Genomic DNA, 17,015 nt, shown 5'->3' with positions numbered 1-17,015 from the left:
CGAATTGTTGCTGTATGTTTCAGCAGGGCAGCAGCACGCGGATCCGCGCGCCGTGCGCGCTCGACTCGAAGGCCACCTGCCCCCCGTGCCGAGACACGATGGCGCGAACGATAGCCAGACCAAGGCCGGTGCCCCCCGTCTCGCGATTGCGTGACGGGTCGCCGCGAACGAACGGCTCAAAAAGGCTTTCAGCTGTTTCAGGATCAACGCCTGGGCCATCGTCATCGACCGATACGGCGACAGCGCCATCGAGCGCATGCCATTCAACACGCGCCCGGTCACCATAACGGACGGCGTTGCCGATCACATTGGCGAACAGTCGCCGAAGCGCAGCCGGATCGCCCATAACCACTATGCGCGGACCAAGGGTGATCGTCACATCGTCACCCGCCGCGCGCGTGTCCTCGGCCAGGCTGTCGAGCAGGCTTCCCAGATCGACGCGCAGGGTTGCACGATCCATGAGCTCGTCGCGCGCATATCCGATCGCAGCGCTAATCATCGCGCGCATTTCGTCAACGTCGGCAGCGGCGCGTGCGCGGGCGACTTCGGGCAACCCTTCGATATGAAAGGCAAGGCGCGACAATGGCGTGCCAAGATCGTGCGCGATCGCAGCGAGCATGGTCGTCCGCCCCTCGGCATGTTGACCGATGCGGGTGTGCATGTCGCTGAGCGCAACGGCCAGTTCGCGCACCTCTCGTGAGCCTTCTTGTGGCAGCGCCAACGGCAGCCCGACCCGCGCAGCCTGGGCCACGCCAACCAAGTGTTTGAGGGGACGCGAAATGCGGCGCGTGATGAACCACGCGGCAACTGACAATAGGACAAGGGCGAACCCCATGCCGCCGAAGGTTACGATGAGCCAGTTTGTGAGGAGCGGCCGGTCAGGGCTGCGAACAGTTCGCCAGCCGTCCGTTGTACGGCCCGACACGGTGAAGCCACCCCGGACCTCGCCCGATTGCCCACGTTCGCGCTCGGCGTAGGAACCAGCGACGGAGCCTCCCAAGGCCAAGGCAAGGGATGCGTCATGTTCAGGATCTGAGATTTCACCCGTCCGTGAGGAATGTCGACCCGGCAGCACGACGAGGTACGGCACGGTCGCGCCGCGCAGTGCGTTGACAATATCTGTGTCGGAAACCGGCCTCGGGCGTGGTGGAGGACCATTGAACGTAATCGCAAACGTGACGGCCGTCGCCAATAAGATGGCGGCGATCACCAACAGAAAGATGGGTTGCGCGATCGATGCTGCGCGCCTGGCGGTCATGTCAGCGTCGCTCGACGTCAGCGGTAAACAGATATCCTTCGTTGCGGACAGTCCGGATCAACTCTTCGCCCCCGCGCCCATCGTCGCGCGCGAGCTTGCGGCGCAGCCGACTGACTTGAACGTCAATCGCGCGGTCGAATTGTTCTGCGTCCATGCCGCGCGAATGATCGAGAATGAAGTCACGGGTGAGAACGCGCCGCGGATGCTCGATCAGGGTCAGCAGGAGACGAAACTCACCATCGGTCAGGTTGATGAGTACATCGTCGGGATCGAACAGTTCGCGCGCCGCAGGATCAACGCGCCAGCCTGAGAAACGAAGAAGCGCTTTGCCTCGATCAAATGGCGCCGGAGCATTTCCGCCCCGGCGGAGGACCGCGCGAATGCGCGCGAGAAGCTCTCGCGGGTTGGCGGGCTTTGCCAAATAGTCATCGGCCCCCATTTCAAGCCCAACGATCCGATCGACTTCCTGACCGATCACCGAATGCATGATGACAGCGGGCCCGTTCGTTCGATCCAGCGAGCGAAGGATCGACAATCCATCTTCGCCGGGCATCATCACATCGAGGACAATGAGGTCATAATGATCGCGCGCCAGCGCAACGCGCATTGCGGAGCCGTCCGGCACGGCATCGACCACAAAACCGTGCTGAACAAGAAACTGAGTGGTCAGCTCGCGGATACCCGGGTCGTCATCGACAATAAGGAGGCGTGTGGTGAGATCCATTATGTCCCGGTGGGCTAGTGCGATGTCGTACATGCCACGATTTTTGGCCTCTCAACGTATCTGCAGCATTACCGGGCTGCAACGATGAGAAACGCGGTCGCGCCGGAAGAAACATTAAAGGCGGGACTGTCACGTCGAAATAGCTGCGGATTGGTATCCGATGAAAAACGCATTTAAAGGAGGGGCTGTGTCCGAGACGCTGTTCTCACCCGGTAAACCTATTCGGGTTGAGGAAATCCAGAAGCGGACGCTCAAAGCATCGGTTCAGCTTCTTAATTTCGGCCGCTTGTTCATGTCCACGGCCAGAGGGAAGTTGGGGCGGCGAGCCCCCTCCCTCTGACCACCAAGGCTTTCTCAGAAGGGATCCGAAAAGGAATTCCGCCTTTTACCGTCCCTGCTCGGGGCCGACCACGAAAGCCAGCGTCAGCTTAGGAGCGATTGCGACCAGATCATAGGCTTGCACCAGCTGACGCCAGCCAGCTGGCATGTCCGGCGTTGGTCGTCCGCGAAGCCGCCGGAGATCGATCAGCAGCCAATCCGATCCGGTCATCGCCTTGGGACGGGCGGCTAGAGCATCCCCCAACCAAGAGTAACTGGCATCCGACATAGGGGTATATGGCTGAATAGCGACTTGCTGGTCGACGCCGTTATACCCGCCCAGTGAGCCGCTGGCGCCCACCACGAGAATGTGCAGCGAGGAAGACCCTTCGCCGTCGGCACGCTCGGCAACGAAATTACCGAGATCGCGCTGCCGCAGAGTGTTCACGCCCTTGGCGGTGTGAACATCGCCAAACTTCATCAGGATACGGCTGCCTGCCGGAGCCTTTGCCAGATAGCCGGACAATGTGCGCTTGATGAGCCTGGCCCGGCGTCCGTTCGGGTCACTCTGCCCGCTTGCCGATGCCAGATAGATTGATCTTGTCTCTGCGAGCGCATCAAACAACTGTCGCGCCCGTGCGCCGCCATCGGTCGCGATCGCAAGCCGCGCATCGTCCATTTGGCGATCGGTTATCGTGTAGATCAGGAACTTGCCCGGCGAATGGGAGGCAATCGCGTCGGCCGTCGCAGCGCGATCTAACCCCATGAGCCGGCTGATAGAAGCCTTGGCCACGGGACCGGTAGATGCTGCCGCCATTTTATCAAGGAGGAAGCCGCTACTGCCGAAAAATTCCTGATCCAGCCCCCAGACCTGGAAAGTAGGCCCTGCTTCGCGGGCGCAGCCCGCAGCCATGTCGCTTTCATCCCTGCCGTTCTGGAACGCCATCGCATCCGGGTTCGCGTGCATGAATTTGGACAAGCGTGCGAGCCGGTCAGACCGGCGGAGATTGGCGTTCACGATCTGCGCGGCTTCCGGTCCAGTCTCAACGGCTATCGCGCTGAGACCTTGCGGTGCCATGAGGTGACAGAGCGCGACCGTGAACCGCGGAATCTCACGCGAGAAGTGAGCTTCCCCAATGAGAACATAACGAGCCTGATTGATCGCAGCTGCCAAAGTCGTGGAACCCGGCCCGCTCAGGTTCGCATCGCCTAACTGAAATTCGCTTTCAGAAGCAGCGACCTTCTCCATGAACGACGGTGCCGGAACAGGTGTCTGGGCGAAGGACGATGTTGAAAGGACGCTGACCAGCAGTCCGAACGCACAATGTATCCTCAACTGCAGCCCCCCATCCTGTTTCAGCTTTGAATGGCCGCTAACGTGCGAAGCTGCAAGGTTCGGAAACGCTCCGTCGACGAGCGGACATTGGGTAACATCAAGATGGCAGCCGCCGGCTTACTCAATTGGGAACCCATAGCGGGAACGTCGCACAGGCAATCGCGCCAAGATCTGTCCGGGGGGACCCCTTCCTTAAAAAATATGTCCCGATTGCTCCCCTGGAAATGTCCTGCCCTAGACTGAGCAACGGGAAAGATCGCGATTTATGAATGGCCGTTATTGACAGCCGCATCGCCAGCCTGGAACGGGTAAGCATGGGCGGCACCACCCATCAACGCGGGGCCAGCAAGACCCACAATCGGACGCTCACGTCCCGCCCCTCGCTTCCCAACTTCGGACGCTGGTTCATATTTGTACGAAAGGTGGCAGCGGTCCTCAAGAACAAGATTACCCCGACATTCGCGCGGTCTTTCCCGCTTTCCTACGTTGACCACTCGTTCATTTGGTTGGACGTCAACTCGCTCCGCTTTCTGTACGGTACACATGGAAGGCAAACAGCCATGGCAGTCGTGGAGTGACATATTTGGAAACGCCGATTGCCCGACCATCCGTGGGTTGTCGTCCGATCTCGATTCCACCGATAGATAGTGTCAAGATTGCGATCTAATCCACATACTACCAAGGCCCGTGCGGTAGGAAGATCATGCCCCAACAAGATCGAGCTAGTATACGCATCGATCGAGCGCGCCTTTGGTTTGGACCCGCGCGGCCGTGCGACCTACCTAGATCCCCGGATTGGCCGCGACATGAGGGCGGACCAGGCGATCGAGGGGATGCACGTTATGACGACCATGAGCCCGACCGAGATGGCGCAGCGCCTTGGCGGCGGATTGCTGTCGTTCCCTGTCACCCATTTCGATGCGGAGGGTGCGTTCGTCGAGGACGAATATCGCAAGCATTGCGCATGGATGCTCGAGCACGAACTGTCCGGCCTGTTCGCGGCAGGCGGCACGGGCGAGTTCTTCTCGCTGACGCCAGCCGAAGTCGCCCAGGTCGTCGGCGCCGCGGTGGCCGAAGCCGGCGGGCGACTGCCGGTAATCTCGGGCTGCGGCTACGGGACCGCGATCGCAACGGGAATTGCGCGCGACGCGGAGAAGGCTGGCGCAGACGGCCTGTTGTTGCTCCCCCCCTATCTGGTCGGATCGAAGCAGGAAGGGCTCGCCGCGCATGTAGAGGCGGTCTGCAAGGCGACCGGGCTAGGCGTGATCGTCTACAACCGCGACAATGCGATCCTCGACGACGATACGCTGGCGGGCTTGTGCGATCGCAACCCCAATCTGGTCGGCTTCAAGGACGGTGTCGGCGACATCGAGCTGATGACGCGCGTCTATGCGCGGATGGGCGACCGGCTGACCTATATCGGTGGCCTGCCGACCGCCGAGACGTTCGCAACGCCGTATCTGACGATGGGCGTCACGACCTATTCGTCGGCGATCTTCAACTTCCTGCCCGAATGGGCGCTGGCCTTCTACAAGGCGGTGCGCGCTGACGACCGGGTCGAGGTTCTGAACCAGCTCCGCGATTTCGTGCTGCCCTACATCACACTGCGCAACCAGGGCCGAGGTTATGCGGTGTCGATCGTCAAGGCGGGCATGCGCGTCGTCGGGCGCGATGCCGGGCCGGTGCGCTCGCCGCTGACCGATCTGTCGGCGGCGGAGGACGAGCGGTTGCGCGTGCTGATCGAGAAGGTCGCCCCCACCGCTCTTGCCAAGGCGGCGTGACAGCGGGCGAAAACCGACGGATAGTGCGGCGATGATGTTCGAACTGAGCCAGCTTCGCTGCTTCGTCGCCGCCGCCGAGGAACTCCATTTCGGGCGCGCGGCACAGCGCCTGAACATGACGCAATCGCCGCTCAGCCGGCAGATCCAGCTGCTCGAGCGAATCCTCGACGTGACGCTGCTCGAACGCACCAGCCGGCAGGTGAGCCTGACGCCTGCCGGCCGCGTGTTCCTGATCGAAGCGCGGCGGATCGTCCGGCTGTCGGAGAGTGCAGCGCTATCGGCGCGGCGCGTGGCGAAGGGCGATGCGGGACGCGTCGCGATCGGCTTCACCGCGGTGTCGGGGTATAATCTGGTGCCGCAGATCGTCGCGCAAGCGAGAGCGAGCCTGCCCAATATCGACCTCGAACTGCGCGAGATGGTGACGACCGATCAGGTCGATGCGTTGCTGACCGGGTTGATCGACATCGGCTTCGTACGACCGCCGCTCGATCGTCACGAGTTCGACACCGTCTGCGTACAGGTCGAGCCACTTGTCGTCGCGCTGCCCGCGGGGGATCCGCGACAGGCGAAGGCGGAACTCGAACTGAGTGATTTCGATGGCCTGCCGCTGATCATGTATGCGCGGCAGGGCGCGGGGTATTTTCACCAGATGCTTATCGGGCTGTTCGACGGTGCGGGCGTGTCGCCGCACTATGTCCAGCACGTGACGCAGATCCATTCGATGCTGGGGCTCGTGCATGCGGGGCTGGCCGCAGCGATCGTGCCGGAATCCGCATCGGGGCTGCACATGAACGACGTGCAGTTCCGTCGGCTTGCGACCGAGCCCGAGAAGCCGGTCGAGCTGCACATGGCGTGGCGGCGCGACAACAGTAACCCGGCGCTGGAGCCGATGCGGCGGTTGTGCGCCGAAACCGCGGCGTGATCGACCGGCGCGCGGTGCTCGCTGGGCTCGCGGCGACACCGGCGCTGGTTGCGGCGCGCGTACCGGCGAGCCTCGTCGCGACGACGCGATGCGGACGGGTGCGCGGGACGGTAGAGGGCAATGTGCTGGTCTTTCGCGGGGTGCGCTACGGCGCGGATACGCGCACGCGACGGTTTGCGCGTGCGGTGGCGCCGACGCCTTGGACCGACATTGCGGATGCCACGCGGTACGGCGCCGCATCGCCGCAGACCAAGGCGACCGAGTCGACCAGCGAGGATTGCCTGTTCCTCAACGTCTGGACGCCTGCGCTCGACGCAGCGCGACGGCCGGTCATGGTGTATATCCACGGCGGGGCGCACGCGCACGGCTCGGGGTCCGATCCGCTGTATGATGGCGGCAATCTGGTGCGGCGCGGCGACGTGGTGGTCGTCACGCTGAACCACCGGCTGGCGGCGCTCGGCTATGCGTATCTCGCGCAGCTTGGCGGGCCGGCGGAATCGGGCAATGTCGGCAATCTCGACATCATCCTCGCGCTGCAATGGGTGCGCGACAACATCGCAGCGTTCGGGGGCGATCCGAGCCGGGTGATGCTGTTCGGCCAGTCTGGCGGCGGGGCGAAGATCGTGACGCTGATGGCAATGGCGGAGGCGCGCCCGCTGTTCCATGCCGCTGCAACGATGAGCGGCCAGCACGTTACGGCGGCTGGGCCGAACCACGCGACGATCCGGTCGCGGGCGTTTATGGCGAAGGCCGGCGCAGGCGACTTTGCGGCACTAAACGCGCTGCCGATCAAGCGGCTGGTCGAGGCGATGGCGACGACCGATCCGATCGAGGGCAAGGGCGAGATCAGCTTTACCTCGACGCTCGATCACCATGTGCTGAAGCGTCATCCGTTCTTTCCCGACGCGCCGCGCGAGGCTGCTCATATTCCGCTGATCGTCGGCAATACGCATGACGAGACCGGGTTGTGGATCGGCGAGATCCTGAAGCGCGGCGACACGAACTGGGAGAACCTACCCGCGCGGTTGGTGCGGGAGATGGCCAAGGACCTCGAGCCCGATCACGTCATCGCGCGCTACCGCGACCTCTATCCCGATCGGACGCCGGGGCAGATCCTGCTGGCGGCATCGACCGCGGGTCGGTCCTGGCCCGGGCATCTGATCCAGGCCGAGGAACGCGCGAAGATCGGTGCGCCGACCTGGATGTATCAGCTCGACTTTCCTTCGCCGGAAGCGGGCGGCGTGCTCGGCGCGTTCCATACGCTCGATATCGGCCTGGTGTTCGACAATACGCGGGAGCCGAGCGCGCGGACGGGTGATGGGCCGGAGGCGAGACAGCTGGCCGGGCGGATGGCGGATGGGTTCATCGCGATGGCGCGGACCGGCGATCCGAACTGTGCGAGCGTGCCGACCTGGCGTCACTATGACCTGGCGCGGCGCTCGACGATGATCTTCGATCGGGCGGTGCAAATAGAAGACGATCCCCGGCGCGAGGAACGCCTGCTGTTCGCGGTCGCGCCGTATATCAAGCCGGGCGGCTAGCGGTCCCACGGAAAGGCGAGCGTCGGGCGGTTGGCGTAGCGGCGCAGGCGCAGGCTCAAGCGCGCACCGGCGCCGGGCTCGAGCCGGATCGTGAACGCGGCGCCGACGACGTCGGTCGTGCGGCCGTCGATCGTCACGGCCTCTATCCGGTGCTCCGCATAGGCGCCGCCTTGCACCACGACCGTACGCGGTTGCGTGGTGCTCAAGTTCACCAGTGTTACCTCGGTCGTCGTGTCGCCCAGCGTTTGCACCAGCGCGGCGACGTCTTCGGGCACGCCAGCGCGTTTGCGGTCCGCATCGAAGTAGCGGAGCCGGCAGTGGAGCGGCACGCCGCCTTGCGATGGCGAAGTCTTCGACCAGGGCGGGCGGGCGATGTGCAGGCCCCCGGTCATGAGCTGCACGAGGCTGGTGACGTTGGCGGGGTTGATGTCGATCGGCCAGTCTGCGAGCCGGGTCTCCGGCGTCGTCGGATCGGACACGCGCGCCGCGACCCGGTCGGCGACGGCCTTCAGGTCCGCGCGCAACGCGGTTACGGCGTAGCTCGGGTTCTTGCCTTCGAGGAAGCTCACCCACGGATGATCGCCGGCAGCCGCGCGGTCGGCGGGCGCCTGCGACATGTACCAGATCTCGAAGCCGTTGGTCTTGAACGGACCAGGTTGCCAGCCATACCAGCCGTCCGCACCGTGCATCGTCGGCGTAGACAGCACGCCGCCGATCGTCTTGGCTTGCGCGTTGATCCGCGCGGTCTGGCGGCGCCAGACGTCGATATACCCCTGGTCGCTGGTCAGCAGCGTGCCAGTCATGAACGCCGTGATCGAACGCGGCACGCGGTTGCGGTTCTCGCGCTTGCCGGTCTGCGGCACGATCGGCGAGAAGCCCCAGCCATAGACGCCACTCCACCAGTCGCGCGGGACGATGCCATCCAGACCAACGCGGCTGGGGATGATGTCGCCGTTCGCTTTTGCCCGGCCAACCCACGCGTCGAGATAGTCGAGCGCCCAGGTCCGGTATCGGTCCCCTGCCCCGAGCGCATAGGCGTTCAGTCCGAGCGTCGTCGCCTGCAGGTTGAGCGGATTGTCGCCGACAACGTCGCCGTACTCGGCATAATGCGCGAGCGTCTGCGCATAAGTCGTCTCGCCATGCTCCATGTGGAAGCGTTCGCCGGCAGCGAACGGATCGCCCGCCCAGTCGAGCTCGGTCGCGCGGCGCAGCATCGGGCCACGACTTCCGTTCATCAGGCTACGCATCATCCGCAGCTTCGGATCGTAGTTGCCCGTCGTCGGATCGCGGCCGGTGTAGAAATCGGCGTAGCGGCGCGTGCGTTCGATCAGCTTCAGGTCGCGCGGGCCGGACAGCCCCATCATGTTGAAGGTCGTCAGCCCTTCCGCATTGTGCTGCCAGTCCATCTGGACGGGAAACTCGCGAAAATACATCCCCTTGCGTGCGATCGGCACGTCGACCGTGCGCGCAGCGGTGAACTGATTGAGGTGACCCTCCCACGCCCGTGCGTACAGGTCGCGGATACGATCGGAACCGCCTAGCGCGTGCAGGATCGCCCAGTCGTTCGTCGCTTCCGCCGCATCGTCGGGGCCGTCGTTCGCACCCCAGCGCTCGAACACGCGCAGCCAGCCGCGACTGTCGACATACTTTGCGTAGAACGCTTCGCAGGCTTCGGCATTGGCGGCGAGCAATCGGCGTTGCAGGACTGCCCATTCCGGCGCTGCCATAGGCGTTGTAACCCGCAACGTCGCTGGCGCAGCACGAACGGCTGTGGGTAATGTGGCAAGCGCGGCCGCGGCACCCCCGAGCAGCGTACGGCGATCGACGGTCATGCGGCCAGCTCGACACGGCGGATAGGACCGACGATCACCAGAAACGAGAAGATCGTCAGCAGGCAGTGCGCGCCGACGAACACCAGCGCCCAATCGAACGAGCCGGTAGCGCCGACGATAAAGCCGATGACGATGGGCGTGACGATCCCGGCGACGTTGCCGAACATGTTGAACACGCCGCTGGTCAGCCCGGCGAGCTGCTTCGGCGCGACGTCCGACATTACGGCCCAGCCGAGCGACGCGACGCCCTTGCCGAAGAACGCGACCGCCATCAGCGTGACGACCAGCCACTCGGCCTCGACGAACACGCAGGCGATGATGAGCGTCGCCAGCAGCATCCCGAACACCAGCGGCACTTTGCGCGCGATGTCGATCGAGCCGGTGCGCTTGAGCAGCAGATCGGACGTGTAGCCGCCGACCAATCCGCCGACGAAGCCGCACAGCGCTGGTGCAGCAGCGGCGAAGCCCGCCTCCATGATGTTCAGCCCGCGCTCTTTTACGAGGTAGATCGGGAACCAGGTGACGAAGAAATAGGTCAGCACGTTGATGCAATACTGGCCGAGATAGATGCCGAGCAGCATCCGGTTCGCGAGCAACTGGCGCAGGTTCGTCCACGAAAAGGCCTGCGGACGGTTGGCGGCATCCTCCATCCGGATCAGCCCGCCGCCAGCCTCGATATGCGCGAGTTCGGCGGCGTTGATCTTCGGATGGCGGACCGGGCTGTGGATGTAGCGGACGAACAGCGCGGTCGCGACCAGGCCGATCGCGCCCATCACCCAAAACACTGCGCGCCATCCATAACTATGCACCAGCCAGCCCATCAGTGGAGCAAACGCAACGAGCGAGAAATACTGCGCCGAATTGAAGATCGCCGACGCGGTGCCCCGCTCGGCACCGGGAAACCAGGCCGCGACGAGGCGGGCATTCCCGGGGAACGACGGTGCTTCGGCGAGACCGACCAGGAAGCGCAGCGCAAACAGCATGGCGACCGCAGACACACCCGCGATCAAACCGGTCAGCCCTTGCGTGGCGGTGAAGATCGACCAGGCGAGGATCGCGCCCGCATAGACGCGCTTGGTGCCGAACTTGTCGAGCAGCAGCCCGCCGGGGATCTGCGCGAGGACATAGGCCCAGGCGAAGGCGGACAGGATGAAACCGGTCTGGACCGACGACAGCCCGAGTTCGGTCGAAGCGGCAGAGCCTGCGATCGAGAAGGTCGCACGGTCGGCGTAGTTGATCGAGGTGATCAGGAAGATGAGCGCGATCACGCGGTATCGCACCGCGGTCGGACGCCCGGTCACGCCTCCTGCGACCGCATCTTCGGCGGGGGATGATGCGGCGATCGTCATGCTTCGCTCTCCAGTCCGGCACTCGATCTGCGCGAGTGTTCCGGTTCGGTGTATCGAGCAGAATGGGGTCGGTCCAAGTCCTAAAACGGGTTGATCCAGCCAACCCATGACTTGATGGGATAGCGGAGCGACATGCCGGTCTCCGATCAGTGCATCGTTCGCATCGATCGATGTCGGAATGAGATTGGCTTAGGCGACCGCACCCGGCCTAACACAGATTGCGACAGACCGGCTCTAACGAAGCCGGCAGCGGGCACATCGTGCCGGAGTTAGGGGAGTGAGTATGACTGGGATCCGCAGCTTCAAATCCGTGTTGGCCATGTCGAGCGCGATCGTCGCCTGCTCTCTGGCGACGATGGGCCATGCCCAGAGCGTGCCGGAAACGACCGCGCAGAAGGAAGCGCGCGCCGCTGGCAACACCACCGATACCGACACGCCCCCCGCCTCCCCTGCTCTGCCGCCCGAGCAGAGCGTGACCGACGCGCCCCTCGCAGCAGATGTGCCCGATATCGTCGTCACCGGGTTCCGCGCGAGCCTCAACAGCGCGATCAATATCAAGCGCACGCAGACCGCGACCGTCGACGTCATCAAGGCGGAAGACATCGCCGAATTCCCCGACCTCAACCTGGCGGAATCTTTGCAGCGCATCCCCGGCGTCTCGATCAGCCGCGTCAACGGCGAAGGCCGCAACATCTCGGTACGCGGTCTCGGCCCCGACTATACCCGCGTTCGGATCAACGGCATGGAGGCGATCGGCACCACCGGCGGCACCGACAACTCGGGCGGCGTCAACCGTGGCCGCGGGTTCGATTTCAACATCTTCTCGTCCGACCTGTTCAACAGCATCGCAGTTCGCAAGACCGCCACCGCCGACGTCGAGGAGGGTTCGCTCGGCGGCACCGTCGACCTGCAGTCGTCGCGCCCGTTCGACTACAAGAAGGCCACCGCGGTCATTTCTGCCAGCGCGAGCTACAACGACCTGCGCGAGAAGGTGACGCCGAAGATTTCGGGGCTGATCACCAAGACGTCGGATGACGGCCGGTTCGGCGTGCTGCTGTCCGTCGCGTACGAAGAGCGCGCGATCAAGGAGGAGGGCGCGAACATCACGCGCTGGACGTATGGCGGGTTCAACGCCGGGTTCAACGCCGCGTCGCGGTTGCCGGGCAAGACGCTCGCACAGATCAACGATCCGAACCCCGTAACCGGGCTGTACCATCCGCGTATTCCCGGCCTCGTCAGCTACGACATCTTCCAGAAGCGGCTGGGTGCGGCAGGATCGGTCCAGTTCCAGCCTACGTCCAAGACGCTGATCTCGCTAGACGCGCTGTATTCACGGCTCGATGGGACCCGTAAGGAATCGCAGCTGCAGGCGATAAGCTTCAGCCGTTCGGGCACCGGCAAGCCGCAGACGATCATCCGCGACGGCGTGGTCGACGGCGACAACAACATCATCAGCGGCACGTTCGACAATGTCGATCTGCGCACCCAGTCGCGCTACGACAAGCTGGTCACCGATTTTTACCAGGTGACCGGTACGCTCGACCAGAAGTTCGGCGAGAACTTCAAGGTCGGCGCGGTCGTCGGCTATGCGGACTCGGCATTCAGCAACCCGATCCAGTCGACCGTCACGATCGACGCCGCCAACACGCCCAATTTCTTCTACGATTTCCGCACGCGGTTTCCGACGATCAAGCCCGGCGTGGACCTGACCAACCCGAACAGCTTCACCTTCGTTAGCGGCACGTCGGAAGTTCGCATCCGTCCGCAGACCGTCAACAACAGCTTCACCAACGCCAAGACGTTTGCCGAGTGGACGGTCAATCCGTTGCTCAAGCTGAAGGTCGGCGTCGACTGGCGCCGGTTCGACTACAGCTCGACCGAGCAGCGACGCCTGTCCGGCGAGTCGGTCGTGCAGACGCTGACGCCCGCGCAGCTCGCCGCGGCGACGACGCTCTTCTCCGGCTTCGGCAAGGGCCTCGACACGCCAGCCGGTACGCCGACGGCGTGGGTCGTCCCCGATCTCGCCAAGTTCGCCGAGCTCTACGGGATCTACTCGAACCCACTCTACGCGACCGGTGGGGTGAACAATGCCAGCGCACGCGGATCGTTCATCACGGTGCGCGAGGACGATATCGGCGGCTGGGGCATGGCGGAGTTCAACTTCGCCGATCGCGGGCTGCCGATCCGCGGCGATGTCGGCGTGCGCTACGCCAACACCGACCAGCGCTCGACCGGCTATGCGGGACAAGGCGTCGCGACCAACCTCGTCGTCGCGGACCGTAGCTATCACCGCTGGCTGCCGTCGGGGAACCTGGTGATGGACGTCACCGATACGCTGCTGGTCCGCTTTGCCGCGGCGAAGACACTCGCGCGCGCCGGCATCTCGGCGATCGCACCGGGCGGCAACCTCAGCGTTTCGGGCGGCAACCGCACCTTCAGCAGCGGCAACCCCGATCTGAAGCCGACAGAATCGGACAATCTCGACGTTTCGGTCGAATGGTATCCGACGCGCGGCGCGATCTATGCCGTGTCCGCGTTCCAGAAGGACATCGGCACGTTCGTCCAGTCGCTCAGCACCACGGTGCCGTTCAGCAGCCTGGGCCTGCCGGACTCGCTCCTGGCTGGCACGAGCGCATCGCCGACCGACCTGTTCATCGTCAGCCAGCCGGTCAATTCGAGCGGCGGTCGGCTCAAGGGTTTCGAGGTCAACGTCCAGCAGCCCTTCAGCTTCCTGCCGGGCTTCCTGTCCAACTTTGGCGTGCTGGCCAACTACACGCACGTGACGTCGAACATCCAGTATCTCACGTCTGCCACCGGTGGCACGTCGGTGACGGCGCCGCTGATCGGGCTGTCGAAGCACGCCGCCAACGGCACGCTGTATTTCGAGACGGCGAAGTTCCAGATCCGCGGCTCGATCGCCTATCGCTCGCGCTATCTGACGGCCGTCCCCGGCACCGAGGGCAATGCGTATAACGGCACGAGCGGCACCACCAACGTCGACGCGCAGATGTCGTACAATTTGACGGATAACCTCAAGTTCAGCATCGAGGCGATCAACCTCACCGATCAGGTCAACGACCAGTTCGTCGACGAGACCAACCGCCTGAATGTGCTGACGCATAGCGGCCGTCAGTTCACGGCGGGGATGCGCTTCTCGTTCTGATGGTTCGGTGCCGCCCGGCTGGATGGTGACAACCATCGATCCGGGCAGCATCATGCTGGGACGACGGGTCTCGACAGTCAGGTCACGACGCCAAATCAGAACAGGACGAGCGCATGACTTATAATCGCCGCGAGACGTTTGGACTGGCATTGGCGGGCGGTACGGCTGCGCTCGTTCCGGCTACGCCCGCCGTCGCGGAACCGCCCAAGCCGGACGCGTGCGTGCCGTGGTTCGACGACGGTTGGCGGCGCGGCTTCGAAGGGCAGCGCGTAGCCGACCTCGGGGATGGCCGCTTCCTTAATCCGTTGATCGCCGGCGACCATCCCGATCCCGCTATCCTGAAGGATGGCGCGGATTATTACATGACGTTTTCCAGTTTCGATTCCTATCCGGGGCTGACGATCTGGCACAGCCGCGACCTGGTGAACTGGCAACCGCGCAAGGCCGCGCTGACGAAGAACATCGGCTCGGTCTGGGCGGTAAGCCTCGAGAAGCACGACGGCCGCTACTTCCTGTATATTCCCGTCAAGGCCAAGCCGAACGCGATCCACGTCATTTGGGCCGATCATATCGACGGCCCGTGGTCCGAACCTATCGATCTCGGGCTGCCCGACCATATCGATCCCTGTCACGCGGTCGGCGAGGACGGATCGCGCTGGTTGTTCCTGTCCGGCGGCGACCGGATTCGGCTTGCCGACGATGGTCTGTCGACGGTCGGCAAGGTCGAGCATGTCTATGATCCGTGGCGCTATCCCGACACCTGGGACGTCGAAGGCTTCAGTCCGGAGGGGCCGAAGATCGTCCGCCACGGCGGCTGGTTCTACATGATCACCGCAGTCGGAGGCACCGCCGGGCCCCCGACGGGGCACATGGTGATCGTCGCCCGTTCGCGCTCGATCCACGGCCCCTGGGCGAACGATCCCGCCAACCCGGTCGTGCGAACCGTCAGCACCGACGAGAAATGGTGGTCGCGCGGTCATGCCAGCCTCGTCGAGGCCCCCGACGGCAGCTGGTGGTCGATCTATCATGGTTTCGAAAACGGCTATTGGACGCTCGGCCGGCAGGCGCTGCTCGATCCGATCCGCTGGACCGCCGACGGCTGGTTCGCGATGACCGGCGGGGATCTGTCGAAGCCGTTGGCAAAGCCGAAAGGCGGCGCCGCGCTACCTCATGGCCAACCGCTCTCCGACGATTTCCGCACGCTGCAAATCGGCAGCAAATGGAATTTCTTTCGGCCGAGCCGCACCGAACGCGACCGGTTACATGTCAGAGACGGTGCATTGATACTCAAGGCCACCGGCACCGCGCCAGTGGACTCGTCCCCCTTGATGCTGATCGCCGGCGACCAGGCCTATCGGTTCGAATGTGATATCGAAATCGCACCCGGTGGCACCGCTGGCCTCGTGCTGTTTTACGACGACAAGCTGTATTGCGGGCTGGGCTTCGACGAACAGCGATTCGTCACGCATCAATATGGAAATGAGCGCGGGCGTCCCGCCAATCCGCACGGACGCCGCATGCGGATCCGCATCACGAACACGCGCCACATCGTCGCGATCCATACCAGCAGCGATGCGGGCAGGAGCTGGCAGCGCTTCGATCGGGGCATGGAGGTGTCGGGCTATCATCACAATGTCCGCGGCGGGTTCCTGATGCTGCGCCCCGGCCTGTATTCGGCCGGTAGCGGCGAGGCACGGTTTCGCGATTTCCGATACGAGGCACTCTGATCCCGGCGCGCGTCCCTCACCCAAGGCCTTGCGCGCGCGCCCATTCCTCGAACAGCGTCGGCCATGAAGCTGCCGGCTTGCCGACTGCCCTGCTCAGGCCGAAACCATGTCCCCCGGTCGCGAACAGATGCGTTTCCACCGCCACGCCGGCCTTGATCGCCGCCGCCCGAAACGCCAGGGTATTGTCGACGACGACGCTCCGATCGTCTTCGGCGTGGACGAGGAAGCAGGGCGGCGTCGCCGACGTGACGTTCGAGGCGGTCGAATGCGCGTGCTCTAGGGCGGGCGTCGGCGACGGTCCGAGCAGCAGCGTACGTGACCCGCAATGTGCGAGCGGCAACGCCATCGATTGCACGGCGTACATCAGCGCAGCGATGTCGGGCCGTGCGCTGGCTCGATCTGCGCTATCGACCGGCGTGTAGGTTGGCTGCGCGAACCTCGTCGCCAAGTCGCCACAGACATGACCGCCGGCTGAGAACCCCATCGCAGCAACGCGGTCGGGCTTGATTCCGTATGTGCCAGCGCGTGCACGGATCAGTCGCATCGCGCGTTGCGCATCGGACAAGGCAACGTCGGGCCCGGCCGCCCAGCCATCGCCGGGCAACCGGTAGAACAGCACGAACACCGTCCAGCCGCGATCCGCCAGCCGGCGTGCGATCTCATACCCTTCGCGATCGACGACGATCCGGACATAGCCCCCGCCCGGCATCACCAGTATCGCCGACCCGTTGGGCTTTGCTGGGCGGAACACGACCATGCGCGGACGGGCGATGCCGTGGACGGCGCGATCGGTCATGCCGGCATCCGTCGCCCGATCCTCGACGATTTCTACCGGCAAGGTCCGTGGTGCGCCGGGTGCTCCAGCCGGCCAGAGATCGATCGTTTCGGTCGGGTCCGGCTGCTTCGGCCCACGGCCACCGACCTGCGCGGGTGGCGGCGTCTGTGCATCGACGCCCGCCGACAGACCGACGGCCAGCGTCCCCAGGATTGCACTCCGACGATCGATCATCCGCTTAGGCCCATCAAAGAAATAGGCGCACTCCGTGAGGAATGCGCCCGAGGAG

The 17,015-nt window shown here is 64.2% G+C and carries 11 protein-coding genes; 5 read left to right on the top strand and 6 right to left on the bottom strand.

Annotated elements, in window-relative coordinates; all coding sequences use genetic code 11:
• Window positions 1–19 precede the first annotated feature (19 nt).
• The 3 genes from AC1MH0_RS12705 to AC1MH0_RS12695 all read right to left on the bottom strand — a co-directional run bounded on the left by AC1MH0_RS12705 (window position 20) and on the right by AC1MH0_RS12695 (window position 3,549).
• Window positions 20–1,258 (bottom strand): ATP-binding protein, encoded by a 1,239-nt coding sequence (locus tag AC1MH0_RS12705; protein WP_480963083.1) that lies wholly within the window; start codon window positions 1,256–1,258, stop codon window positions 20–22.
• Window position 1,259: 1 nt separating this feature from the next.
• The gene (locus tag AC1MH0_RS12700) at window positions 1,260–2,015 is read right to left on the bottom strand and encodes a response regulator (RefSeq protein WP_480963082.1); all 756 of its coding nucleotides are present in this window, start codon (window positions 2,013–2,015) and stop codon (window positions 1,260–1,262) included.
• A 352-nt stretch (window positions 2,016–2,367) separates the two neighbouring features.
• Complete coding sequence (locus AC1MH0_RS12695; protein WP_480963081.1) at window positions 2,368–3,549, bottom strand: TraB/GumN family protein; 1,182 nt, start codon at window positions 3,547–3,549, stop codon at window positions 2,368–2,370.
• 929 nt (window positions 3,550–4,478) lie between these two features.
• Here AC1MH0_RS12695 and kdgD point away from each other — a divergent pair.
• From kdgD to AC1MH0_RS12680, 3 genes are read left to right on the top strand one after another with little or no spacing between them, the layout of a single operon-like run.
• Complete coding sequence (gene kdgD / locus AC1MH0_RS12690) at window positions 4,479–5,417, top strand: 5-dehydro-4-deoxyglucarate dehydratase (protein ID WP_480963080.1); 939 nt, start codon at window positions 4,479–4,481, stop codon at window positions 5,415–5,417.
• Window positions 5,418–5,448: 31 nt separating this feature from the next.
• Window positions 5,449–6,339: a LysR substrate-binding domain-containing protein gene (locus AC1MH0_RS12685; RefSeq protein WP_480963079.1), complete on the top strand. Its 891-nt coding sequence runs from the start codon at window positions 5,449–5,451 to the stop codon at window positions 6,337–6,339.
• Window positions 6,336–7,880, top strand: a complete 1,545-nt coding sequence (locus AC1MH0_RS12680) for a carboxylesterase/lipase family protein (protein ID WP_480963078.1) — start codon at window positions 6,336–6,338, stop codon at window positions 7,878–7,880. The genes AC1MH0_RS12685 and AC1MH0_RS12680 overlap by 4 nt, the downstream gene beginning before the upstream one ends.
• Here the strand turns inward: AC1MH0_RS12680 and AC1MH0_RS12675 are convergent.
• Entirely contained in the window at window positions 7,877–9,712 is a 1,836-nt protein-coding gene (locus AC1MH0_RS12675; RefSeq protein WP_480963077.1) for a DUF8034 domain-containing protein, read from the bottom strand. The two genes, AC1MH0_RS12680 and AC1MH0_RS12675, sit on opposite strands and share 4 nt — an antisense overlap.
• A complete protein-coding gene (locus tag AC1MH0_RS12670) occupies window positions 9,709–11,061 on the bottom strand; it encodes an MFS transporter (RefSeq protein ID WP_333927598.1) in 1,353 nt (450 codons plus the stop codon). Before AC1MH0_RS12670 ends, AC1MH0_RS12675 begins: the two co-directional genes overlap by 4 nt.
• A gap of 283 nt (window positions 11,062–11,344) precedes the next feature.
• On the opposite strand from AC1MH0_RS12670, the gene AC1MH0_RS12665 reads away from it, so the two are divergent.
• Window positions 11,345–14,224, top strand: a complete 2,880-nt coding sequence (locus tag AC1MH0_RS12665) for a TonB-dependent receptor (RefSeq protein WP_480963076.1) — start codon at window positions 11,345–11,347, stop codon at window positions 14,222–14,224.
• Between the two features lie 113 nt (window positions 14,225–14,337).
• On the top strand, window positions 14,338–15,951 hold the full coding sequence (locus tag AC1MH0_RS12660; protein ID WP_480963075.1) for a family 43 glycosylhydrolase: 1,614 nt from the start codon (window positions 14,338–14,340) through the stop codon (window positions 15,949–15,951).
• A 16-nt stretch (window positions 15,952–15,967) separates the two neighbouring features.
• On the opposite strand, the gene AC1MH0_RS12655 is transcribed toward AC1MH0_RS12660, so the two are convergent.
• A complete protein-coding gene (locus AC1MH0_RS12655; protein WP_480963074.1) occupies window positions 15,968–16,960 on the bottom strand; it encodes an alpha/beta hydrolase in 993 nt (330 codons plus the stop codon).
• Window positions 16,961–17,015 lie beyond the last annotated feature (55 nt).

The organism is Sphingomonas sp. AP28 (assembly GCF_056680455.1).
The sequence above is the reverse complement of the archived record's forward strand: the minus strand, read 5'-3'. Positions and strand labels throughout refer to the sequence as shown.